Annotated in this window: 20 protein-coding genes and 1 riboswitch; of the genes, 7 read left to right on the top strand and 13 right to left on the bottom strand. The window is 71.3% G+C overall.

Features of this window, described 5'->3' with window-relative positions; translation table 11 throughout:
* Position 1 precedes the first annotated feature (1 nt).
* Genes K4G59_RS11445 through K4G59_RS11435 form a run of 3 tightly spaced genes read left to right on the top strand, consistent with a single transcriptional unit; the run spans position 2 to position 3,520 of the window.
* A complete protein-coding gene (locus K4G59_RS11445; RefSeq protein ID WP_231251191.1) occupies positions 2–721 on the top strand; it encodes a succinate dehydrogenase cytochrome b subunit in 720 nt (239 codons plus the stop codon).
* Between the two features lie 31 nt (positions 722–752).
* Positions 753–2,774 carry a fumarate reductase/succinate dehydrogenase flavoprotein subunit gene (locus K4G59_RS11440; RefSeq protein WP_231251471.1) on the top strand — a complete coding sequence of 674 codons (2,022 nt, stop codon included), beginning with the start codon at positions 753–755 and terminating at the stop codon, positions 2,772–2,774.
* A 2-nt stretch (positions 2,775–2,776) separates the two neighbouring features.
* A complete protein-coding gene (locus tag K4G59_RS11435; RefSeq protein ID WP_231251190.1) occupies positions 2,777–3,520 on the top strand; it encodes a succinate dehydrogenase/fumarate reductase iron-sulfur subunit in 744 nt (247 codons plus the stop codon).
* 196 nt (positions 3,521–3,716) lie between these two features.
* Here the strand turns inward: K4G59_RS11435 and K4G59_RS11430 are convergent, their stop codons facing one another.
* The 3 genes from K4G59_RS11430 to K4G59_RS11420 form a co-directional block, all read right to left on the bottom strand.
* Positions 3,717–4,604 (bottom strand): putative endonuclease domain-containing protein, encoded by an 888-nt coding sequence (locus K4G59_RS11430; RefSeq protein ID WP_231251189.1) that lies wholly within the window; start codon positions 4,602–4,604, stop codon positions 3,717–3,719.
* A 330-nt stretch (positions 4,605–4,934) separates the two neighbouring features.
* A complete protein-coding gene (locus K4G59_RS11425; RefSeq protein WP_231251188.1) occupies positions 4,935–5,990 on the bottom strand; it encodes a YihY/virulence factor BrkB family protein in 1,056 nt (351 codons plus the stop codon).
* Position 5,991: 1 nt separating this feature from the next.
* A complete protein-coding gene (locus tag K4G59_RS11420; RefSeq protein WP_231251187.1) occupies positions 5,992–6,501 on the bottom strand; it encodes a 2'-5' RNA ligase family protein in 510 nt (169 codons plus the stop codon).
* 60 nt (positions 6,502–6,561) lie between these two features.
* Here K4G59_RS11420 and trpS point away from each other — a divergent pair, with 60 nt between their 5' ends.
* Together trpS and K4G59_RS11410 are read left to right on the top strand one after the other, a co-directional pair.
* Positions 6,562–7,611 (top strand): tryptophan--tRNA ligase, encoded by a 1,050-nt coding sequence (gene trpS, locus K4G59_RS11415; protein WP_231251186.1) that lies wholly within the window; start codon positions 6,562–6,564, stop codon positions 7,609–7,611.
* Positions 7,612–7,693: 82 nt separating this feature from the next.
* On the top strand, positions 7,694–8,962 hold the full coding sequence (locus K4G59_RS11410; protein ID WP_231251185.1) for a lipase family protein: 1,269 nt from the start codon (positions 7,694–7,696) through the stop codon (positions 8,960–8,962).
* 70 nt (positions 8,963–9,032) lie between these two features.
* On the opposite strand, the gene K4G59_RS11405 is transcribed toward K4G59_RS11410, so the two are convergent.
* The 3 genes from K4G59_RS11405 to K4G59_RS11395 all read right to left on the bottom strand — a co-directional run bounded on the left by K4G59_RS11405 (position 9,033) and on the right by K4G59_RS11395 (position 12,828).
* A complete protein-coding gene (locus tag K4G59_RS11405; protein ID WP_231251184.1) occupies positions 9,033–9,191 on the bottom strand; it encodes a hypothetical protein in 159 nt (52 codons plus the stop codon).
* A 104-nt stretch (positions 9,192–9,295) separates the two neighbouring features.
* Complete coding sequence (locus K4G59_RS11400) at positions 9,296–10,534, bottom strand: MFS transporter (protein WP_231251183.1); 1,239 nt, start codon at positions 10,532–10,534, stop codon at positions 9,296–9,298.
* A gap of 80 nt (positions 10,535–10,614) precedes the next feature.
* Positions 10,615–12,828: an NADP-dependent isocitrate dehydrogenase gene (locus K4G59_RS11395; RefSeq protein ID WP_231251182.1), complete on the bottom strand. Its 2,214-nt coding sequence runs from the start codon at positions 12,826–12,828 to the stop codon at positions 10,615–10,617.
* Between the two features lie 181 nt (positions 12,829–13,009).
* Between K4G59_RS11395 and K4G59_RS11390 the strand changes: the two genes are divergently transcribed.
* Positions 13,010–14,104, top strand: coding sequence for an MIP family channel protein (locus K4G59_RS11390; protein WP_231251181.1), 1,095 nt, complete (start codon positions 13,010–13,012; stop codon positions 14,102–14,104).
* 21 nt (positions 14,105–14,125) lie between these two features.
* Here K4G59_RS11390 and K4G59_RS11385 read toward each other — a convergent pair whose 3' ends face one another.
* Entirely contained in the window at positions 14,126–14,809 is a 684-nt protein-coding gene (locus K4G59_RS11385; protein WP_231251180.1) for a hypothetical protein, read from the bottom strand.
* A 106-nt stretch (positions 14,810–14,915) separates the two neighbouring features.
* On the opposite strand from K4G59_RS11385, the gene K4G59_RS11380 reads away from it, so the two are divergent.
* A complete protein-coding gene (locus K4G59_RS11380) occupies positions 14,916–15,902 on the top strand; it encodes a malate dehydrogenase (RefSeq protein ID WP_231251179.1) in 987 nt (328 codons plus the stop codon).
* Positions 15,903–15,980: 78 nt separating this feature from the next.
* Here the strand turns inward: K4G59_RS11380 and K4G59_RS11375 are convergent, their stop codons facing one another.
* From K4G59_RS11375 to K4G59_RS11350, 6 genes are all read right to left on the bottom strand, one after another.
* Positions 15,981–16,340 (bottom strand): DUF3017 domain-containing protein, encoded by a 360-nt coding sequence (locus tag K4G59_RS11375; protein ID WP_231251178.1) that lies wholly within the window; start codon positions 16,338–16,340, stop codon positions 15,981–15,983.
* Position 16,341: 1 nt separating this feature from the next.
* The gene (locus tag K4G59_RS11370) at positions 16,342–17,187 is read right to left on the bottom strand and encodes a bifunctional methylenetetrahydrofolate dehydrogenase/methenyltetrahydrofolate cyclohydrolase (protein ID WP_231251177.1); all 846 of its coding nucleotides are present in this window, start codon (positions 17,185–17,187) and stop codon (positions 16,342–16,344) included.
* A gap of 56 nt (positions 17,188–17,243) precedes the next feature.
* Positions 17,244–18,818: a bifunctional phosphoribosylaminoimidazolecarboxamide formyltransferase/IMP cyclohydrolase gene (gene purH, locus K4G59_RS11365; protein WP_231251470.1), complete on the bottom strand. Its 1,575-nt coding sequence runs from the start codon at positions 18,816–18,818 to the stop codon at positions 17,244–17,246.
* Positions 18,819–18,863: 45 nt separating this feature from the next.
* Positions 18,864–18,941, bottom strand: a riboswitch (ZMP/ZTP riboswitch).
* A 1-nt stretch (position 18,942) separates the two neighbouring features.
* Positions 18,943–19,560: a phosphoribosylglycinamide formyltransferase gene (gene purN / locus K4G59_RS11360; protein ID WP_231251176.1), complete on the bottom strand. Its 618-nt coding sequence runs from the start codon at positions 19,558–19,560 to the stop codon at positions 18,943–18,945.
* Positions 19,561–19,569: 9 nt separating this feature from the next.
* Positions 19,570–20,760, bottom strand: coding sequence for a YibE/F family protein (locus K4G59_RS11355; RefSeq protein WP_231251175.1), 1,191 nt, complete (start codon positions 20,758–20,760; stop codon positions 19,570–19,572).
* A gap of 2 nt (positions 20,761–20,762) precedes the next feature.
* Positions 20,763–22,004 (bottom strand): cell division protein PerM, encoded by a 1,242-nt coding sequence (locus tag K4G59_RS11350; RefSeq protein WP_231251174.1) that lies wholly within the window; start codon positions 22,002–22,004, stop codon positions 20,763–20,765.
* Positions 22,005–22,021: the final 17 nt, after the last annotated feature.

Raw genomic sequence — 22,021 nt, 5'->3', positions numbered from 1 at the left:
AGTGCCAACTGAACTCAGAGACTCACGTCCCACCCTGGTGAAGGGCGCGCGGGCGACGCGCACCACGGTCGCGCTGAAGCTCGCCATGGCGGGCAGCGGCTTCCTCTTCGTGGGCTTCGTGCTCGCGCACATGTACGGCAACCTCAAGGCGTTCGCCGGTCACGACGCGTTCAACGAGTACGCCGAGCACCTGCGCGAGCTCGGCGAGCCGCTGCTCCCCCACGAGGGTGCGCTGTGGATCCTGCGCCTGGGCCTGCTGCTGTCGCTGGTGGTCCACGTCGTCACCGGCGTCATCCTGTGGCGCCGTGCGGCGCGGGCCCGCACCACGAAGTACACGGTGAAGAAGACCTCCGGTGTCACGCGCGCGAGCCTGATGATGCGCTGGGGCGGCGTCACCATCCTGGTGTTCTTGGTCTGGCACCTCCTCAACTTCACCATCGGCAAGGTCAATCCGCAGGGCGGGGCGACCAACGACCCCTACAACCTGCTGGTCGACACCTTCGACGTGTGGTGGATGACGGTGATCTACCTCGTCGCCATGCTGGCGCTGGGTGCCCATCTCCACCACGGCATCTGGAGCGCCGCCCAGACGCTCGGCTGGACGGGCACCGCCGCCAAGCGCCGTCGAGCCAAGCAGGTCGGTCTCGCCACCGCGCTGGTCATCTCGGTCGGCTATTCGCTCGTCCCGCTCGCCGTCCTCGCCGGCATCATCACCAAGTAAGGGGTCATCGCACGTGAGCCACGACATGGACATGCCCGACACCGTCAGCGCAGCCGAGGCCTCGGCCAGCGGCTTCCTCGACGGCGACTACGACGACGCCGCGGGCTACTACACGCCCGGCACGCCGCTGGTCGACACCAAGGCGCCCGAGGGCCCGATCGCCGAGCGCTGGCAGAACCGCAAGTTCGAGGCGCGCCTGGTCAACCCGTCGAACCGGCGCAAGCTGTCGATCATCATCGTCGGCACCGGCCTGGCCGGCGCCTCGGCCGCCGCCACCCTCGGCGAGGCCGGCTACAACGTGAAGTCCTTCTGCTACCAGGACTCCCCGCGCCGCGCGCACTCCATCGCCGCGCAGGGCGGCATCAACGCCGCGAAGAACTACAAGGAGGACGGCGACTCCGTCCACCGCCTCTTCTACGACACGGTCAAGGGCGGCGACTACCGCTCGCGCGAGTCCAACGTCTACCGCCTCGCCGAGGTCAGCACGAACATCATCGACCAGTGCGTCGCGCAGGGCGTCCCGTTCGCCCGCGAGTACGGCGGCCTGCTCGACAACCGCTCCTTCGGCGGCGTGCAGGTCTCGCGCACCTTCTACGCCCGCGGCCAGACCGGCCAGCAGCTGTTGATCGGCGCCTACCAGGCGCTCGAGCGCCAGGTCTCCGCCGGCACCGTGACGACGTACACGCGCCACGAGATGATGGAGCTCATCACCGTCGATGGCAAGGCGCGCGGCATCATCGCCCGCGACATGGTCACCGGCGCGGTCGAGACCCACCTCGCCGACGTCGTCGTGCTCGCCTCGGGCGGCTACGGCAACGTGTTCTACCTGTCGACCAACGCCATGGGCTGCAACGTCACCGCCGCGTGGCGCGCGCACCGCAAGGGCGCCTACATGGCCAACCCCTGCTACACGCAGATCCACCCGACCTGCATCCCGGTCTCGGGCTCGCACCAGTCGAAGCTGACCCTGATGTCGGAGTCGCTGCGCAACGACGGCCGGATCTGGGTGCCGAAGAACCAGGCCGACTGCGACAAGGACCCGCGCGAGATCCCCGAGGAGGACCGCGACTACTACCTGGAGCGGATCTACCCCTCCTTCGGCAACCTGGTCCCCCGCGACATCGCCTCGCGTGCGGCCAAGAACGTCTGCGACGAGGGTCGCGGCGTCGGCCCCGAGGTCGACGGCGTACGCCGTGGTGTCTACCTCGACTTCTCTGCCGCCATCGAGCGCCTCGGCAAGAAGGGCATCACCGAGAAGTACGACAACCTCTTCGACATGTACGAGCGGATCACGGGCGAGAACCCGTTCGAGGTGCCGATGCGCATCTACCCCGCCGTGCACTACGTCATGGGCGGCCTGTGGGTCGACTACGACCTCCAGTCCACGATCCCCGGTCTGTTCGTGACCGGTGAGGCGAACTTCTCCGACCACGGCGCGAACCGGCTCGGCGCCTCCGCGCTGATGCAGGGTCTGGCCGACGGCTACTTCGTCCTCCCCCACACCATCCGCGACTACCTCGCGGACGGGCCTTTCGAGGAGATCACCGAGGACCACCCCGCGGTCGTCGAGGCGCGCGAGTCGGTCAAGGGCCGCATCGACCACTTCCTGTCCGTGAACGGCACCCGCAGCGTCGACTCCTACCACCGCGAGCTCGGCAACATCATGTGGGAGTACTGCGGCATGGAGCGGACCGAGACCGGCCTGAAGAAGGCCATCGACCTGATCCGCTCGCTCAAGGACGACTTCTACCGCAACGTCAAGGTCCTCGGCAGCGCCGAGACCCTGAACCAGTCGCTCGAGAAGGCCGGTCGCGTGGCCGACTTCTTCGAGCTCGGCGAGCTGATGTGCATCGACGCCCTCAACCGACGCGAGTCGTGCGGTGGCCACTTCCGTGGCGAGTCGCAGACCGAGGACGGCGAGGCGCTGCGCCACGACGACGAGTACGCCTACGTCGCCGCGTGGGAGTGGGCCGGCGAGGACTCCATCCCCGTCCTGCACAAGGAAGACCTCGTCTACACCGCCATCGAGATGAAGCAGCGGAGCTACAAGTGAGCATGAACCTGACCCTCAAGATCTGGCGCCAGCCGGACGCCTCGTCCGCCGGGGCGATGCACACCTACCAGCTCTCCGACGTGTCCCCGGACATGTCCTTCCTGGAGATGCTCGACGTGCTGAACGAGCAGCTCAACGAGAAGGGCGAGGATCCCGTCGCCTTCGACCACGACTGCCGCGAAGGCATCTGTGGGTCGTGCGGGCTGATGATCAACGGCGACGCCCACGGGCCGGAGGTCACCACGACCTGCCAGCTCCACATGCGCTCGTTCTCCGACGGCGAGACGATCACCATCGAGCCGTGGCGCTCCGACGCCTTCCCGGTCATCAAGGACCTGGTCGTCGACCGCAGCGCCTTCGACCGGATCGTCCAGCAGGGCGGCTACATCTCGGTCAACACCGGCTCGGCGCCCGAGGCCCACTCGGTGCCCGTTCCGCGTGAGGACGCGCTCCGCGCCTTCAACGTCGCCACCTGCATCGGCTGCGGCGCCTGCGTCGCGGCGTGCCCCAACGGCTCGGCCTCGCTCTTCATGGGTGCCAAGATCACCCACCTCGGCGAGCTCCCGCAGGGCCAGCCCGAGCGCGACAGCCGCGTGGTCAACATGGTCGCCCAGCACGACCACGAGGGCTTCGGCGGCTGCACCAACATCGGCGCCTGCACCGCCGCCTGCCCCAAGGAGATCCCGCTCGACGTCATCTCCCAGCTCAACAAGGACCTGCGCACCGCGATCCGCCACGGCCACTGAGCCGCACGTCCACCAGACGAGGGCCGGGGGTCTCCCCCGGCCCTCGTCTGCGTCCGGGGCTTGCCCGCCCTCGGGCGGTGAGTGAGGGGCCTTCTGCACTGGCAGTCTCCCCCTGTGCCACCGCTGGACAGGTCTACCCGCCGTGGCGCATCCGGCGGCGGTGAGTGAGGGGCATTCTGCCGTCATCCACTCCCCCTCACGCACCGCTCGACCATCCCCGCCTGTGCCGTACGAGCTCTGAGAGCGGGAGGAACAGCGACTCCCACTGGTCACCGAAGTCCGGCGGAGGACCGTCGTACCCCTCCGCCACCAGTGCAGCGTGGACCAGCCTGACCGCGGCCTTGGGTGATCGCATCCGTTCCTTGGTGACCTGCTCGTACGGCACGGCGTGCCGGCGGTAGAGCGCATAGCGGTCGATGTCGGCGTTGTACTGGGCGCGGTCGTCTTGGTGGTGGCTCCCCTCGTACTCGACCACGAGCCCGTAGTCCTCGAACAGCAGGTCAGGCGTGAGCTCGACACCGTCGTCGAGTCGGAGCGGGCGGTTGACCACTGGCACGGGCAGAGAAGCGAAGACCACGTAGGCGAAGAGCTTCGCCTCAGGGATGGATCGACACCGTCCCTCGAGGTGCGGCACGGCGTGGGCCGTCTCGGGCACGCCGCGCCGCCACTTCTCCTCGGTCAGGACCAGGTCGAGGAGCCTGGGGTCGAGCCACTCCTTGTGCAGCAGGTAGCTCCCGACGCTGATCGCGTCGATGAGCCGGGCGTCGGCGCAGAACGCCACGAAGGCGGCTTCGACGGTGGTTCCCACGTCGTCGCACGCCGGCATCTTCACGGTGCGGTGGAGGAACACGCCGTCGAGCACGAGGTGGTGGTCCCCTTCGACCACGAAGTGCAGCGGGAGCGCCGAGCCGACGTCGAGCCCGAGCTGGCGCAGCCTGGTGACTCCGGTCGTACGGGCGGTGGTCGGCAACGCCAGCCGCGCTGCCTCCACATGGTCGGTCCAGGTCATCTCGTGGTCGCGATGGACATACACCGCCTCATGGAGGCGGCGGAACTGGACACCCTCGAGGACGTCCCTGCTCACACCCGACCCGAGGGCGACGCGACGGTGGACAGCTCCGCTGCGGAGATGATCGGGAACGACGAACATCGCGCCATTCGTCCACCAACGGGTCCGGGCCACCACCGCCGCCCGATCGACCTGTGGACGAGCTGCACCGAGCGACGCATGTGGACGGTTCGTGGCCTCAAGAGCGGTGAGCAACGAGGCTTCTGAGCTGCGCAGGCCCCCTCACGCACCGCCCGGCCAGCGAGTCGTCGCCCGACACGAGATGAGCGGTGAGTGAGGGGGACTCTGGGCTCCAGAGTCCCCCTCACGCACCGCTCGGCGGCTGCCACCCACCGCCCAGGACCCTCAGCGCCGGCGGCGTACGAGTGCGACGAGGCCCAGCATCGACGCCGCACCCGCGGCGAAGGCGGCCTTCGGAGAGGAGCCGCCGGCCGGAGCCGGAGCACTGCGTACGACGCCCGCTGCCGCCGCGAGGTCGATCCGCGGGCCCTCGACGGTCTGGTCGGCGACCAGCTGGGCCTCGCGCGCGGCACGCGCCTCCGGCGAGGTGTGCGCCCAGGCGGCAGCGAGGACGACGACGCGGGAGAAGTAGTTGATCCACACGAGCAGGATCAGGGCGATGCCGAAGGCCTGCACGGCCGGCTGCTCCCGGGTGGCCTGCAGCAGTACCGTCGAGAGCTGCTTGAGCAGCTCGAAGACGATGGCGCCGAGCACCGCCCCCGACCAGAGCGATCGCGACGGGACGTTGGGGCTGGCGAGCAGACGGAAGAAGGAGAAGAACAGCACCGTGCTCGCCGCGAGGCCGAGCGCCAGCGCCAGGATCCACAGCAGCGGCTTGGCGCCGGCGCCGAGCCCGAGCAGCTCGAGGATGGGCGTGGCGATCTTCGTGGCCACGCCCGACACGGCGACGCTCACCAGGAGCACCGAGCCGAGGGTGAGCAGGGCCAGCAGGTCGCGCACCTTGCCGACGACGAAGTTGGGCTGCTCGCGCTCGGGCTCCTCGAAGACCGCGATGAGCGCCGTGCGCATCCCCGACAGCCACCCGAGGCCGGAGTAGAGGGCGAGCAGGATGCCGACGCTGAGGATGCCGGGCGCGTTGTCCTGGAAGGTGGCCAGGTCGAGCCCGTCCTGGCCTCCCACGATCCCCGGCAGCACGTCGTTGATCGCGGTGACGAGGTCGTCGTCGGCGTTGGGGTAGGCCCTGGAGACCAGGCCGATCACGGCGAACGCGAGCGCGAGGATCGGGAAGAAGGACAAGAACGCGAAGTAGGTGACCGCGGCCGCGAGGGCGCTGCCGTTGACGTTGCCGAAGTGCTCGACCATGCGCACGACGTGGTCGACGAGGGGACGGCGCTCACGCACGCGCTCGACGCGGTCCTTGACAGACGAGACGAAGGACATGTCAGCCCAGCTCGTAGCGCTCGGTGGGCTGCCAGCCGGCCTGCTCGTCGTGGACGTAGAGGCTGAAGGCGTCGACACCGAAGCGGCACTCGAAGGTGGCGAGCTCGTCGAAGGCACGGTCGAGGACCGGGTCGTCGAGGTGGTGGGCGATGGTGACGTGCGGGTGGTAGGGGAAGTCGAGGTCGACCGCGAGGGGACCCCGGCGTACGGCGTCGGCGAGCACCTCGCAGTGGGAGATCCCCTCGGCCACGGTCACGAAGACCACCGGGGACACCGGGCGGAACGTGCCGGTGCCGCGCAGGTGGATGTCGAAGGGCTCCACGGCCGAGGCCGCGTGAGCGAGGTGCTCGGTGACGGTGTCGAGCTCGGCGTCCGCGACCTGCGCCGGCGGGATCAGGGTGATGTGGGTGGGGATCTGCGTGGCGGTGGTGTCGCCGACCGAGGTGCGGTAGTCCTGGAGCTCACTCGCCCAGGGCTCGGGAATCGCGATGGCTACTCCGATGGTGGGCACTCACCGACCCTACATAACCGGTTCGCCGCGTCGTGCAGCCGGGAAGTAGGCTCGCCCGTCGTGAGTGACACCTTCCGCGCCGCCCAGGCCCGCAGCGAGGCGATCGAGCAGCAGATGGCCGACGACCCGGCCTCGCTGCGGATGCTGACCGGGGACCGTCCGACCGGAGCGCTGCACGTCGGCCACTACTTCGGCTCGATCCGCAACCGCCTCCGCCTGCAGGACAGCGGCGCCGAGATCTGGCAGCTCATCGCCGACTACCAGGTGATCACCGACCGCGAGGTCGCCGGCGACATCGCCGGCAACGTGCGCAACCTGCTCCTCGACAACATCGCCGCCGGCCTCGACCCGGAGAAGGCGACGATCTTCACCCACTCCTCCGTCCCGGCACTCAACCAGCTGATGCTGCCCTTCCTCAGCCTGGTCAGCGTGGCGGAGCTCCAGCGCAACCCCACGGTCAAGGACGAGGCCAGGTCGGCCGGCATCACCTCGATCGGCGGCCTGCTGCTGACCTACCCCGTCCACCAGGCCGCCGACATCCTGTTCTGCAAGGCCAACGTCGTCCCGGTGGGGCGCGACCAGCTCCCCCACCTCGAGCAGACCCGGGTCGTGGCACGCCGCTTCAACGACCGCTATGCGCCGGTCTTCCCCGAGCCCGGCGCCCTGCTGTCGGAGGCCCCGCTCATCCTCGGCACCGACGGCACCAAGATGAGCAAGTCGAAGGGCAACGTCGTCGAGCTGCGGATGAGCGCCGACGAGACGGCCAAGAAGCTCAAGGGCGCCAGGACCGACAGCGATCGCGTCATCACCTACGACCCGGACGGGCGTCCCGAGGTCGCCAACCTGCTGACCCTGATCGCGCTCTGCGAGGGGACCGACCCCGCGACCGTGGCCGACGAGATCGGCGACGGCGGCGGTGGTGCGCTCAAGGGCCGGCTCACCGACGCGATCAACACCGAGCTCGCCCCGCTGCGCGCGCGCCGCGCCGAGCTCGAGGCCGACCCCGGCTACCTCTCGGAGGTGCTGCGACGCGGCAACACGCGCGCCAACGAGGTCGCCGAGGCCACCCTCGACGAAGTCCGCAAGGCGATGGGCATGGTCTACGCGTGACGAACGTCACACCCCCTGTGATGTGACTCACCAGTAGGTTTCCGCTCGAGGCCGGGTCGTCCGGTCGGGGAGGGAAGCCACCATGGCAGCACCATCTGGCCGTCGAACCCGATCTCGGGGTCGGTCGGCACGCGCGATCGCGTCACTCCTCACCGTCCTGACCGCCACGCTCGCGACCGGGGCCCTGGCTCCCACCACGGCCCACGCCGCGGTCGCGGAGCCGCCGCGGCCCGCGTTCTACGAGACCCCCGGCTCGCTGCCCAGCGCCAACGGCGCGCTGATCCGCAGCGAGGCGATGACGTTCCTGCTCGACCCGCTCGACGTGACGAGCCTGGTCCGCAACGCCAAGCGGGTGCTCTACAAGAGCACCAACCGCGCCGGCAGGGCGATCGCGGTCTCCGGCACCGTCCTGGTGCCCAACGCCCCGTGGATCGGCGTGGGCTCGCGCCCGGTCATCGGCTACGCGCCCGGCACCCAGGGCATGGCGGACCGGTGCGCACCGTCGCGCCAGTTCTCCGAGGGCATCGAGTACGAGGGCATCGGCATCGAGGGCCTGCTGCTGCGTGGCTACGCCGTGGCGATGCCGGACTACGAGGGCCTCGGCACCATCGGCGTCCACACCTACATGGACCGCGTCTCGCAGGGCCGCGCGACGCTCGACGTCGTACGCGCCGCCCAGCGCCTGTCCGGCACCGGCTTGAGCAGCACCAGCCCGGTCGGGCTGATGGGCTACTCCCAGGGCGGTGGCGCTGCGGCGTCCGCGGTCGAGCTCGCCTCCACGTACGCCCCCGAGCTCCGCCTCAAGGGCGCGGTGGTCGGCGCGGTCCCGGCCGACCTCACCAAGGTCGCCACCCACCTCGACGGCGGGCTCTACTCCTCGTTCGCCTTCTTCGCGCTGCGCGGCCTCGCGGCGAGCCACGACGTCGACCTCTCGCCCTACCTGAACGCGACGGGTCGCGCGACCAGCGACCGGGTCGAGACCGAGTGCGTCTTCGACCTGCTCAACAACGCCTTCGTGAAGTCGTCGACGCTGAGCTACAACGGCCAGCCGATGTCGGCCCTGATGGCGGCCGAGCCGTTCAGGTCCATCGTGGCCGCCCAGCGGATCGGGACGATCAGGCCGAGCGTCCCGGTGCTGGTCACGCACTCTGCGCTGGACGACGTGATCCCCTACACGGTGGGCAAGCAGATGGCGAGGTCGTGGTGCGGCAAGGGCGCCAACGTCTTCTTCTCCACCAACATCGCCCCGCTCCACGTGGGTGGCATCCTGCCCCAGACGGCGGAGGCGCTGCCGTTCTTCGAGGCGAGGTTCCTCGGGCTCCCGCAGCTGAGCAACTGCTGGCTGATCTGAGCCAGCCCCCGGGACGACACGAGCCCCGCCCGGTCCCGGGCGGGGCTCGTGCTGCGTCGGACCCGCGGGCTCAGACCACCCAGCCGAGGTTGTCGACCACCAGGTCGGCCATCGGGTAGACCCCCTTGAGCTCCTCGCGCCGCTGCAGCAGCTCCACCACGTCGTGCACGTTGCGGTCGCGCAGCTCGCGACGGCGCTCCATGGCGGTGATGATCGTGTCCTCGTCCATGCCTGACCTCCGGAAGATTTCGGGGCGGTCCCCCCGCCTCCATGCCTTGGATCGTTCCAAGTCTGGCTTACGCAGGAGTTCCGACTGTGTTAACTCCAGGAAAATCAGTCGGAGGTCGACGCGCGGCCACGCACGTGGAGCGTGGCCGAGAGCAGCAGGATCGCCACACCGGCCAGGGAGAGCCCCAGGCCCACCAGCGCCGGGGCGCGCAGGCCCCAGCCCGCGGCGATGACGAGGCCACCGAGCCAGGCGCCGAGGGCGTTGGCGATGTTGAGCGAGGCGTGGTTCATCGCCGCACCGAGCGTCTGCGCCTCGCCGGCGACGTCCATCAGGCGCAGCTGGAGGTTCACCACCAGCACCGAGCCCAGCGTGGTGATCAGGAAGACGACCGGCAGCGCGGCCCAGCCGTGGGGCGCGGCCAGCCAGAAGGCCAGCATCGTCACCGCCATGCCGACCCCGCCGATGATCAGCGAGCGGAAGATCGACCAGTCGGCCATGATCCCGGCCAGCCAGGTGCCGGCGACCATGCCGAGGCCGAAGGACAGCAGGAAGATCGCGACCGACCGCTCCCCCAGTCCCGCGACGTCCGTGACGACGGGCGCGATGTAGGTGTAGACGGCGAACATGCCGCCGAAGCCCACCGCTCCGGCCAGCAGCGTCAGCCACACCTGGGGGACCTTGAAGGCGGAGAGCTCGCGCCGCCCGCTCGCCCCCGCGTCGCCGGGCACCGAGGGGACGAACCAGGCGACCAGGACCAGCGTCAGCACGGCGAGCCCGGAGGCCGCCCAGAAGGCCGCACGCCACCCGAGCTCCTGGCCGAGCACCGTGGCGGCGGGCACGCCGAGCACGTTGGCGACCGAGAGCCCGAGCATCACCTGCGAGACCGCCCGGCCCTTGCGCGAGGGGCGGGCCATGCTGGCCGCGACCAGTGACGCGACGCCGAAGTAGGCGCCGTGCGGCAGGCCGGCGGCGAAGCGCGCGAGCATCAGCTGCTCGTACGACGTGGCCAGGGCGCTGACGCTGTTGCCGAGCGCGAAGGCGGCCATCAGCGCGAGGAGCAGCGCGCGCCGCGGGAGCCGGGCACCGAGGAAGGCGAGGACCGGGGCACCCACCACCACACCCACGGCGTACGCCGAGATGACGTGGCCGCCGGTGGGGATCGAGACGTCGACGCCGCCGGCGATCTGCGGCAGCAGCCCCATCGTCACGAACTCCGTCGTGCCGATCGCGAAGCCGCCCATGGCCAGCGCCAGGACGGCGAGCCCGAAGTGCCGCGCGGTCACCGACGCGACGTCGAGGTCGTCGAGGGTGGATCCGGGCGGGGCGGGAGCAGCAGTCGTCATCACTGGACGCAAGACAGGGCCCCCGAGGAGTATTCCCCGGGGGCCCCGGCTGTGACGCGGGTCGCGCTGCGCGCGGAGGGTCAGCCGATGGTGGCGAGCGCCTCGTTGAAGGTCGTCGACGGGCGCATCACCGCCGCCGCCTTCTCCGGGTCGGGGCGGAAGTAGCCGCCGATGTCGGCGGGCTTGCCCTGCACCGCGAGCAGCTCGTCGACGATCGTCTGCTCGTTCTCGCGCAGCGTGCCGGCCAGAGCGGCGAAGGCTGCCGCGAGGTCGGCGTCCTCGGTCTGCTTCGCCAGCTCCTCGGCCCAGTAGAGGGCGAGGTAGAAGTGCGAGCCGCGGTTGTCGATCGTGCCGAGCTTGCGCCCCGGCGAGCGGTCCTCGTTGAGGAAGGTCTCCGTCGCCCGGTCGAGGGTCTCGCCGAGGATCCGGGCGCGCGCGTTGTCGTCGTACCCGCCGAGGTGGTCGAGCGAGGCCGCCAGCGCGAAGAACTCACCCAGGCTGTCCCAGCGCAGGTAGTCCTCCTTCACCAGCTGCTGCACGTGCTTGGGCGCCGATCCGCCCGCGCCGGTCTCGAAGAGGCCGCCGCCGTTCATCAGCGGGACGATCGAGAGCATCTTGGCGCTGGTGCCGAGCTCGAGGATCGGGAACAGGTCGGTGTTGTAGTCGCGGAGCACGTTGCCGGTCACCGAGATGGTGTCCTCGCCGCGGCGGATCCGCTCGAGCGAGTACGTCGTCGCCTCGGCCGGCGCCATGATCTCCAGCGTCAGGCCCTCGGTGTCGTGCTCGGGCAGGTAGGCCTCGATCTTGGCGATGAGGTTGGCATCGTGCGCGCGGCTCCTGTCGAGCCAGAAGATCGCGGGCGTCGCGCTGGCGCGGGCACGGGTGACGGCGAGCTTGACCCAGTCACGGATCGAGGCGTCCTTGGTCTGGCAGGCACGCCAGATGTCGCCGGGCTCCACGTCGTGCGACATCAGCACGTCGCCGGCGGCGTTGCGGACCTCGACCTTGCCCGTGGCGGGGACCTCGAAGGTCTTGTCGTGCGAGCCGTACTCCTCGGCCGCCTTGGCCATCAGGCCGACGTTGGGCACCGAGCCCATGGTCGAGGGGTCGAGCGCGCCGTGGGTGCGGCAGTCGTCGATCGCGGCCTGGTAGACGCCGGCGTAGGAGGAGTCGGGGATCACCGCGAGGGTGTCCTGCTGCTCGCCGTCGGCGTTCCACATCTGGCCCGAGGTGCGGATCATCGCCGGCATCGAGGCGTCGATGATGACGTCGGAGGGCACGTGGAGGTTGGTGATGCCCTTGTCGGAGTCGACCATGGCCAGCGCGGGACCCTCGGCGAGCCCCTTCTCGAAGGCGGCCCTGATCTCTGCGCCGCCCTCGACCTCGTCGAGACCGGCGAGGATCGCGCCGAGGCCGTCGTTGGCCGAGAGGCCCGCGGCGGCCAGCTGCTCGCCGTACTGGGCGAACACGTCGGCGAAGTAGGCGCGCACCACGTGGCCGAAGATGATCGGGTCGGAGACCTTCATCATCGTGGCCTTGAGGTGGGCGGAGAAGAGCACGCCGTCGGCCTTGGCCTTCGCGACCTGCTCCTCCAGGAAGGCGTCCAGCGCGGAGGCGCTCATGAAGGTGGCGTCGACGACCTCGCCCTCGAGGACCGCGAGGCCCTCCTTCAGGACGGTCTCCTCGCCGCCCGCCCCGACGTGGACGATCGAGAGGGTGTCGTCGGCGTCGAGCACGACGGACTGCTCATTGGTGCGGAAGTCGTCGTGGCCCATGGTGGCCACCGACGTCTTCGACTCACTGCTCCAGGCGCCCATCGAGTGCGGGTGGGCCTTGGCGTAGTTCTTGACCGAGGCCGGCGCGCGGCGATCGGAGTTGCCCTCGCGCAGGACCGGGTTCACCGCGGAGCCCTTGACCTTGTCGTAGCGGGCGCGGGCCTCGCGCTCCTCGTCGGTCTGCGGGTTCTCCGGGTAGGCCGGCAGGTCGTAGCCCTGCGACTGCAGCTCGGCGATGGTCGCCTTGAGCTGCGGGGTCGAGGCGGAGATGTTGGGCAGCTTGATGATGTTGGCCTCGGGCTTCGTGGCCAGCTCGCCGAGCTCGGCGAGGGCGTCGTCGAGGCGCTGCTCCTCGGTGAGGCGGTCGGGGAACTGCGCGATCACGCGGCCGGCGAGGGAGATGTCGCGCGTCTCGACCTCGACACCGGCGGTCTTCGCGTAGGCGGCGATGATCGGGAGGAAGGAGTACGTCGCGAGCAGCGGCGCCTCGTCGGTGTGGGTGTAGATGATCTTGGCCATGGGACGACAGCTCCTGGTGGTCGCTCGGGGTGGTCGATCGGGCGGCATAACTCTTGACGTCAAGATACCTGACACCGGGCTGCGCCGCGACTCGCCTACCCTCGCACCCCCGTGTGGGCGAGGCTAGGCTTCGCGTGGCCTACGCGGGGTACGGCCACCACGACTCTGGAGGGGACTCGCCATGAGCGACACCGTCGAAGCCACACCGACCACCGGGCAGAAGTTCACCGCAGAGACGATGGGCACCTTCGTGCTCGTGTTCTTCGGCTGCGGCGCTGCTGTCTACAGCGGCGGCGACCTCGTCGCGACGGCCCTCACCTTCGGCCTCGCCGTGGTGGTCATGGCGTACGCCGTGGGCCGCATCTCCGGCGGCCACTTCAACCCGGCCGTGACGCTGGGCGCCGTGCTCGGCGGCCGCCTGCCGTGGAACCAGGTCGGCATCTACATGGCCGCCCAGCTCCTCGGCGGCCTGCTGGCCGGCGCGATGCTCTTCGGCCTCGGCAACGGCTTCGAGGGGTTCAGCGCCGAGGGCAACATGGGTCAGAACTTCTTCGGCGACGCAGGTTCCGGCTATGCCTGGTGGGCCGCGCTGCTCGTGGAGATCCTGCTCACCGCGATCTTCTTGTGGGTGATCCTCGCCGTCACCGACGAGCGCAACGAGGTCAACGTGGCCATGGGGCCGCTCGCGATCGGCCTGGCGCTGGCGATGATCCACTTCGTCGCGATCCCGCTCACCGGCACCTCGGTCAACCCGGCCCGCTCGATCGGCGTGGGGGTCTTCGCCGGCACCGACGCGATCGTCCAGCTCTGGCTCTTCGTCGTGGCCCCGCTCGTCGGCGCGGCGATCGCCGGACTGACCTACCCGCTCCTCTTCGGCCACGGTTCCGCCCCGGTCGCCGGCTCCGGCCTCAGCTTCGGCGGCGGCCGCAAGGACCAGTTCGTCCCCGGCGGCTACGAGGCCCAGTGGAACCAGGGCCAGCAGGGCGGCTGGGGCCAGCCCGGCGCCGCGTGGGGCGCTCCCCCGCAGCAGCAGTGGGGCCAGCCCGCTGCGCCGCAGCAGCAGCCCGACCCCGCGTACGGCGCCCCGCAGCAGCCGGCTCCCGGCCAGTGGGGCCAGCCCGTGCAGCAGCAGCCGCCGACGCAGCCCGGTCAGTGGGGTGCGCCGCAGCAGCAGCCCGGACAGCAGCCGCAGCAGCCCGGCCAGGGTGCTCCCGGCCACTGGGGCAACCCCGACGGCGACGACGACGGCCGCACCCAGGTGCGCCGGCCGGACTGAGCCTGACCGGCCGCGCCCGACCTAGCGCGCCAGGACCGCCTGCCACCCGGCGGTGAGGTCCTCGACGCTGGCGAGGCCGACGCCCCGCTCGTAGACCTTGCGAGTGGTGGTGCCGGCCTCGTCACGCGTCTGCACCAGCGTGGACGACTGGTCCTCGACCCGGGTGGTGGCCTCGAGGAGGTTCGGCACGCTGAACCGCACCCAGCCGTCCCCGAGCCGCGGGTCCGCGGGCATCGCCAGGCCCGCCTCGGCACTGTCGACCCCGGCTCGCCACGACAGCCCAGTGGCCGAGTCGACCCCCACCAGCCAGACGTTGCCGTCCTCGTCCTGGGCGTAGAACCGCGTCTCGTCGGCCGTCGGGCCGTCGAGGTCCATCGTGACCCGCAGCGCGGTGGCCTCCAGCCCGGCGATCTCGGTCGTGGCGTCGAGGACCTCGGCGTCGATGGTGCCGAGGGTGCGCCCGTCCTCGCTCACGTCGTAGCGCCACGTGGCACCGGGCTCCAGCGCGAGCCACGGGTTGTCGACGCCTGCGACGAAGTCCCCGTGCGACGGGGTCGGCGTGGGGATGACCAGGCCGTTGATCCCCGGGGAGTCGTAGGGCTGCGGCTGGCCGACGCCTGCGCATCCCGACAGCCCGAGCGCGAGGCAGGCCGCCAGCGCTGCGGCAGCCCGTGGGCGGCGTACGGCTCCGGGCGGCCTCGTCATGGGCGCCAGCATGCCAGCCGCGCACCAGCCCGCCACCAGCGGCGGTGGCGCTGCTAGCGTCAGCGGGACACCACGCTCGCGCTCACCTCACGAGGAGAAACCCACCGTGACCTCCGAACCGCTCAAGGTCGCCGTCACCGGCGCCGCCGGTCAGATCGGCTACAGCCTGCTCTTCCGCCTCGCCAGCGGCGCCCTCGCCGCGGACCGCCCGATCGAGCTCCGCCTGCTCGAGATCGAGCCGGCCCTCAAGGCGCTCGAGGGCGTCGTGATGGAGCTCGACGACTGCGCCTTCCCGCAGCTCGCCGGCGTGGAGATCGGCGCGGACGCCGAGAAGATCTTCGACGGCGTCAACCTCGCCCTGCTCGTCGGCGCGCGCCCGCGCGGCCCGGGCATGGAGCGCGGCGACCTGCTCTCGGCCAACGGTGCGATCTTCACCGCGCAGGGCAAGGCCCTCAACGCGGTCGCCGCCGACGACGTACGCATCGGCGTCACCGGCAACCCGGCCAACACCAACGCCCTCATCGCGATGAGCAACGCCCCCGACATCCCGCGCGAGCGCTTCTCCGCGTTGACCCGTCTCGACCACAACCGCGCCATCAGCCAGCTCGCGGCCAAGACCGGCGCGTCCGTCACCGACATCAAGAAGATGACGATCTGGGGCAACCACTCCGCGACCCAGTACCCCGACCTCTTCCACGCCGAGGTCGCCGGCCGCAACGCCGCCGAGCTCATCGGCGACCAGGCCTGGCTGGAGAACGACTTCATCCCCACCGTCGCCAAGCGCGGTGCCGCGATCATCGACGCCCGGGGCTCGTCCTCGGCCGCCTCCGCCGCATCCGCCACGATCGACGCCGCCCGCGACTGGCTCTTCGGCTCCGCCGCCGACGACTGGGTCTCCATGGCCGTGGCGTCCCGGGGAGAGTACGGCGTCCCCGAGGGCCTGATCTCCTCGTTCCCCGTCACCACCTCGGGTGGCGACTGGTCGATCGTCGAGGGCCTCGAGATCGACGACTTCTCCCGGGCGCGCATCGACGCCTCGACCGCCGAGCTGGCCGAGGAGCGCCAGGCGGTCACCGAGCTCGGCCTCATCTGAGGCACTGACGCACCCGAGCGGTGCGTGGGACAGGTTCTGCAGCGCCTGCCTCACGCACCGTTCGTGCGTGGGGCAACGCTAGAAGGCGCCCGGCTGGTCCGGGATCGAGCCCGCCAGGAAGATCAGCGAGCCACCGAGCGCGAGCAGGATGAGCGCGTCGAGCACCTTGTGGCGTACGGCGAGCATGCCGGCGTTGCGGGTGGGCAGCACCAGGCGTACGGCGGCGGCGAGGAGCAGCGAGCCGCCGAACAGACGGATGCCGTTGCGCCACTCGCCGAGCGAGACCAGCACCAGGGCGAACCCGACGACGCCGAGCACCACCAGGTAGAACCCCCCTCCGAGGGTGGAGGGGTAGCGTCGCGGTTCCTCGAGGTCGACCGGCTCAGCCGACACCGGGTCCACGGAGTCGGGCGGCTCGATGCGGTCCGGCTCGCCCATGTCAGGCGACGGACCTCTCGGCGATCTCGACGATGTTGCTCAGCAGCATCGCGCGCGTCATCGGCCCGACGCCCTTGGGGTTGGGCGAGACCCATCCGGCCACGTCCCACACGCCGGGGTGCACGTCGCCGGTCACCTTTCCGTCCACGCGTGAGACCCCGACGTCGAGCACCGCAGCACCCGGCTTGACGATGTCGGAGGTGATGATCCCCGGCACGCCGGCCGCGGCGATCACGATGTCGGCGCGCCGCACGTGTGCGGCGAGGTCGACGGTGCCGGTGTGGCAGAGCGTGACGGTGGCGTTCTCGGACCGGCGGGTCAGCAGCAGCCCGAGCGGACGCCCGACGGTGAGGCCGCGGCCGACCACGACCACCTCGGCGCCGGCGATGGCCACGTCGTGGCGACGCAGCAGCTCGATCGCCCCGACCGGGGTGCAGGGAAGGGGACCGGACTCCCCGAGCACCAGCTTGCCGAGGTTCATCGGGTGCAGGCCGTCGACGTCCTTGCCGGGGTCGACACGCGAGAGCAGCGCGAACTCGTCGAGGCCGGTGGGCTGCTGCACGAGGAAGCCGGTGCACGCGTCGTCGGCGTTGAGCTCGTCGATGACCGCCTCGACCTCGGCCTGGCTCGCCGTCGCGGGCAGGTCGCGCCGGATCGAGGTGATGCCGATCTCGGCGCAGTCCTTGTGCTTCGCGCCGACGTACCAGTGCGAGCCGGGGTCGTCGCCGACCAGCACCGTGCCGAGGCCGGGGACGACCCCCTTCTCCTCGAGCGCGGCGACGCGCTCGGCGAGCTCGGCCTTGATGGTCCGCAGCGTCGCTGCGCCGTCCAGGGTCTGTGCCGTCACGGGGTCATCCTAGGGATCGGGGGTGGGGCTGGGGCTCGCGGAGTGGCTGGCGCGTCCTAGTGGAAGAAGTGCCTCGTGCCGGTGAGGTACATCGTCACGCCGGCCGCCTCGCAGGCCGCGACCACCTCGGCGTCGCGGACCGAGCCACCGGGCTGCACGATGGCCTTCACACCCGCGTCGATGAGGATCTGCGGGCCGTCGGCGAAGGGGAAGAAGGCGTCGGAAGCGGCGACGGCCGAGGCGGCCCGCTCCCCCGCGCGCTCGACGGCGAGGCGGCACGAGTCGACGCGGTTGACCTGGCCCATCCCGACCCCGACGGACGCGCCGCCGGAGGCCAGGAGGATCGCGTTGGACTTCACCGCGCGGCAGGCGCGCCACGCGAAGGCGAGGTCGGCGAGGACCTCCTCGGACGCGGCCTCGCCGGTCGCGAGCGTCCACGTCGACGGGTCGTCGCCCTCGGCCGAGATCACGTCACGGGCCTGCAGCAGCAGCCCGCCCGAGATCGCGCGCATCTCGCCGCCGCCGCGCGTGAGCGGCGGGCACTCGAGGATGCGGATGTTCTTCTTGGCCTGGAGCGCCTCGACCGCACCGTCCTCGTAGCCCGGGGCGACGATCACCTCGGTGAAGATCTCCGCGACCTGCTGGGCCATCGCCACCGAGACCGGCACGTTGGTCGCGATCACGCCGCCGAAGGCGCTGACCGGGTCACACTCGTGGGCGAGGCGGTGGGCCACCGAGATCGGGTCCGCCACGTCGTCGGAGCAGATCGCGATGCCGCAGGGGTTGGCGTGCTTGATGATCGCCACGGCCGGCTCGTCGAAGTCGTACGCCGCCCGGCGGGCAGCGTCCGCGTCGACGTAGTTGTTGTAGGACATCTCCTTGCCGTGGTGCTGCGTGGCCTGGGCGAGCCCGGGCCCCTCGGGGAGGAAGCCGTTGGAGTAGAGCGCGGCGCCCTGGTGGGGGTTCTCGCCGTAGCGCAGCACTGCCTCCTTGCTCCAGGTCGCACCCATCCACGCCGGGAAGCCCGAGCCCTCGCTGGTGTCGGTCAGCGCGTTGCCCATCCAGGAGGCGACGTGGACGTCGTAGGTCGCGGTGTGCACGAACGCCTCGGCCGCGAGGCGCTGCCGCTGGGCCAGCGTGAAGCCGCCGGCTGCCACGGCGGCGAGCACGTCGTCGTACGCCGCGGGCGAGGTGACGATGGCGACGCTGGGGTGGTTCTTCGCCGCTGCGCGCACCATCGACGGCCCGCCGATGTCGATCTGCTCCACGCACTCGTCGGGGCTCGCGCCGGAGGCGACGGTCTGGGTGAAGGGGTAGAGGTTGCTGACGACGAGGTCGAACGGCTCGACGCCGAGCTCCGCGAGCTGCGCGACGTGGGAGTCGAGGCGGCGGTCGGCGAGGATGCCGGCGTGCACGCGCGGGTGCAGCGTCTTGACCCGGCCGTCGAGGCACTCGGGGAAGCCGGTGAGGTCCTCGACCCTGGTCACCGGGAGGCCGAGCGACTCGATCAGCGCGGCCGAGCCGCCGGTCGAGACCAGCTCGACGCCGCCGTCGTGCAGGCCGCGGACCAGGTCGTCGAGGCCGGTCTTGTCGTAGACGGAGACGAGCGCTCGGCGGATCGGGATGCGCATCAGGTCGGGCTGGTCGGACACGGGACTCCTCGGATGGTGATTGAGTCGAGGCACCCAGGCGTTCGATGTCCTCGCGCGTCACTCCCTGGTGGTGGCCCACCTGCGCCAGTCGTGTGGCAGCAGACTACCGAGGACCGGCGCCGATGCGAACCCGGCGGCCCTCCACCGCGAGGCCGTCGCGGGCGATGCGGCCCACCGCGTCGACGAGCATCGCGCGCTCGGCGGTCTTGATCCGCTCGTGGAGCGAGGCGACGTCGTCGTCCTCCTCCACGGTCACGGGCACCTGCGCCACGATCGGGCCGGTGTCGACCCCGGCGTCGACGACGAAGAGGGTCGCGCCGGTGACCTTGACGCCGTGCTCGAGGGCGTCGCGGGGGCCGTGCATCCCCGGGAAGGCCGGACACAGGGCGGGGTGGGTGTTGAGGGTGAGGAAGCGCTCGAGGAAGTCCGCGGACAGCAGCTTCATGAAACCGGCCGACACCACGAGGTCGGGTTCGAAGGCCCCCACCTTGTCGCCCAGCGCCCGGTCCCAGTGCTCGCGGGACGTGTAGTCGCCCACCTTCGCGACGAAGGTCGGCACCCCCGCACGATCGGCCCGCGCGAGGCCCTCGATGTCGTCGCGGTCGGCGCCGACCGCGACCACGCGCGCGCCGTACGACGACTCGGTGCAGGCATCGAGCAGGGCCTGCAGGTTGGTGCCGGCACCGGACACCAGGACGACGATGCGGGCGGGACTGTTCACGCGGTGAGTCTAGGCGCGGTGGGAGGGACCGGCGGCCGCCGTCCGCTCCCGGACCAGCCGTCCCGCGACCAGGGCCGCGACCAGGGTGGTGACCGGCACGGCCGCGAGGATGCCGAGCCCGCCGACGAGACCGCGCACGACCTCCTGCGCGACGATCTCCTGGCTGACGGCGATGCCGAAGGGCAGGTCGAGTGCCGAGAAGACCAGCATCAGCGGCAGGGTCGCCCCGACGTAGGCCAGCACGAGGGTGTTGACGGTGGAGGCGGCGTGGGAGCGCCCGATGCGCATGGCGCGCACGAAGAGGGTCCGCGTGCTGGCGTCGGGGTCCACGTCGGCGAGCTCCCACACCGCCCACGTCTGGGTCACGGTGACGTCGTCGAGCACGCCGAGCGCACCGATCACCAGGCCGGCCAGCAGCAGGCCGCGGAGGTCGACCTGCGTGGCGATGCCGGAGATGTACTGGCTGCCCTCGTCGACGAGCCCGGTGAAGTGGCCGACGCCGGTGAAGACCCACCCGATCGCGCCGATCACCAGCAGCGAGACCAGCGTGCCGAGCATCGCGACGGTCGAGCGCACGTCGAAGCCGTGCGACAGGTAGAGGGTGACGAGCATGATCGCCGCCGCGGTGACCACCGCGACCGCGAGGGGCGAGGAGCCCTCCATGATCGCGGGCAGCGTGAAGACCGCGATGAGGACCAGGGAGTACGCCAGGCTGGCCAGCGCCCCGATGCCCCGCCAGCGCGACAGCGCGAGCACGCCGATCGCGAAGAGGAGGGTCAGCACGAGCAGCGGCGGACCGCGGTCGAAGTCCTGGAAGGCGTACTGCTCGCCCTCAGGCGCCTCGGCGGTGAAGGACACGATGATCCGGTCGCCGGGTTCCACGACCGGCGCACGCTCGCCGTAGGGCAGCAACGCCTCCGCCTCGCCGGGCGCACCCGGTCCGCTGAGCAGCTCGACCTGGGCCGCCTGGCAGCCGACCACGTCCTGGCGGCACTCGCCGATCTCCCGGACCTGCGCGGTGCCCCGTTGCACGTCGACCCCCGGCCCGCTGATCTCGAGGTCGCCGTCGGGCCAGAGCACCGCCACGCCGATGACGGTCGCGAGCACGAGGGGTCCCACGAGCAGGGCCATCAGCACCCTCAGGTGCCGCGGCGCGGGTCCCAGCCCGGGACGGTCGCCGTGGCTGTGACCAGCCCCCATGCTCAGTCCTCGTCCACCCGGGCGCGCGCGGCGCGCCACGCCTGGAGCGACACCACGGCTGCGCCGAGCAGTGCGCCGACACCACAGGCGGTGACCGCGTGCACGAGGACGTCGGGCACCAGCGGACCGACGAAGCGCATCCGGCCCGGGCCGGCGGCGCCGCCGGACAGGGCGGCCAGCGCGGCGAACCCGACACCGGCGACGAGTCCGCCGCCGCACCCGGCGAGCGCGATGCGGTCCCAGGTCAGCGGGCGGCCGCGCAGGGTGCGCAGCGCCGCGACGGCGGCCACCAGCGGCGGCACGACCATCAGCGTGCCGACCCAGGCGGGCGGCGTACCGACGGCGGGCAGCGCAGCGAGCAACGGCAGCGCCGGGAGCGGCCCGAGCACCACGGCGGCGGGCGAGACGAGCGTGGCGCCACCGACGACGAAGCCGGGGCCGAGCAGGAATGCGCCGCAGAGGAGCGCGGCGTTGGGCAGCAGCGCGGTGTTGAGGAGCGAGTAGAGGCCGATCTCGGACGGGCTCGGGTGCAGCTGGGCGGCCGTCGTGGCCGCGTCGCTGAAGGACAGGCCGAGCGCGACGAGGAACACCAGCGTCGAGACCACGAGCAGGGAGGTGAGGACGGCGCCGGCGACAGCGCCCCCGGCGCGGACCGTGGCGGGCAGGAACGCCGCCCAGATCGCGGCACGGCCGGACCCGACCGCGATGGCGGGTGCCGCCACGAATGCCGTCATCGCCAGGCTCCACGCGAGGACCCGGGGCACGGACGGGTCGACCGTGGTTCCGGCAGCGAGCGTGGCGACCACGACCGCCACGACGGCGTAACCGGCGAAGAAGGTGACCACGGCGGTGGGGACGGTGAAGTCCCGCTCGCCGTCGGAGATGCGGTCGGCGTCGGGACCGTGACCGGACACCGCGTCGCCGACCCGGTGGCCCAGGCGCCACATCGACCAGGCTGAGATCGCGGTGATGCCCAGGGGCACGAGCGTCACCCGGGCACCCATGACCGTCACGCCGGACCCGTGCCCGGCCAGCCAGGCCAGGGCACCGACCCGCATGCCGTCGCGCGGGGTCCCGTGCACGCCTGCGTCGGTGATGAACCAGCCGATCACGCCCACCGCGAGCAGCACGACCAGCGGACCCAGGGCAGCCAGCACTCCCCCGAGGGTCGCGACCAGCACCAGCGGGCGCTGTCGGGCAGGGGTGGCCCGCGCGCTGTCGGGTCGGGTGAGGAGCGACGTCATGACCGTCCCATCATCAC

Source organism: Nocardioides furvisabuli (genome assembly GCF_021083185.1).
Lineage (GTDB): Bacteria > Actinomycetota > Actinomycetes > Propionibacteriales > Nocardioidaceae > Nocardioides > Nocardioides furvisabuli.
This window is presented reverse-complemented; position numbering and strand designations above follow the sequence as displayed.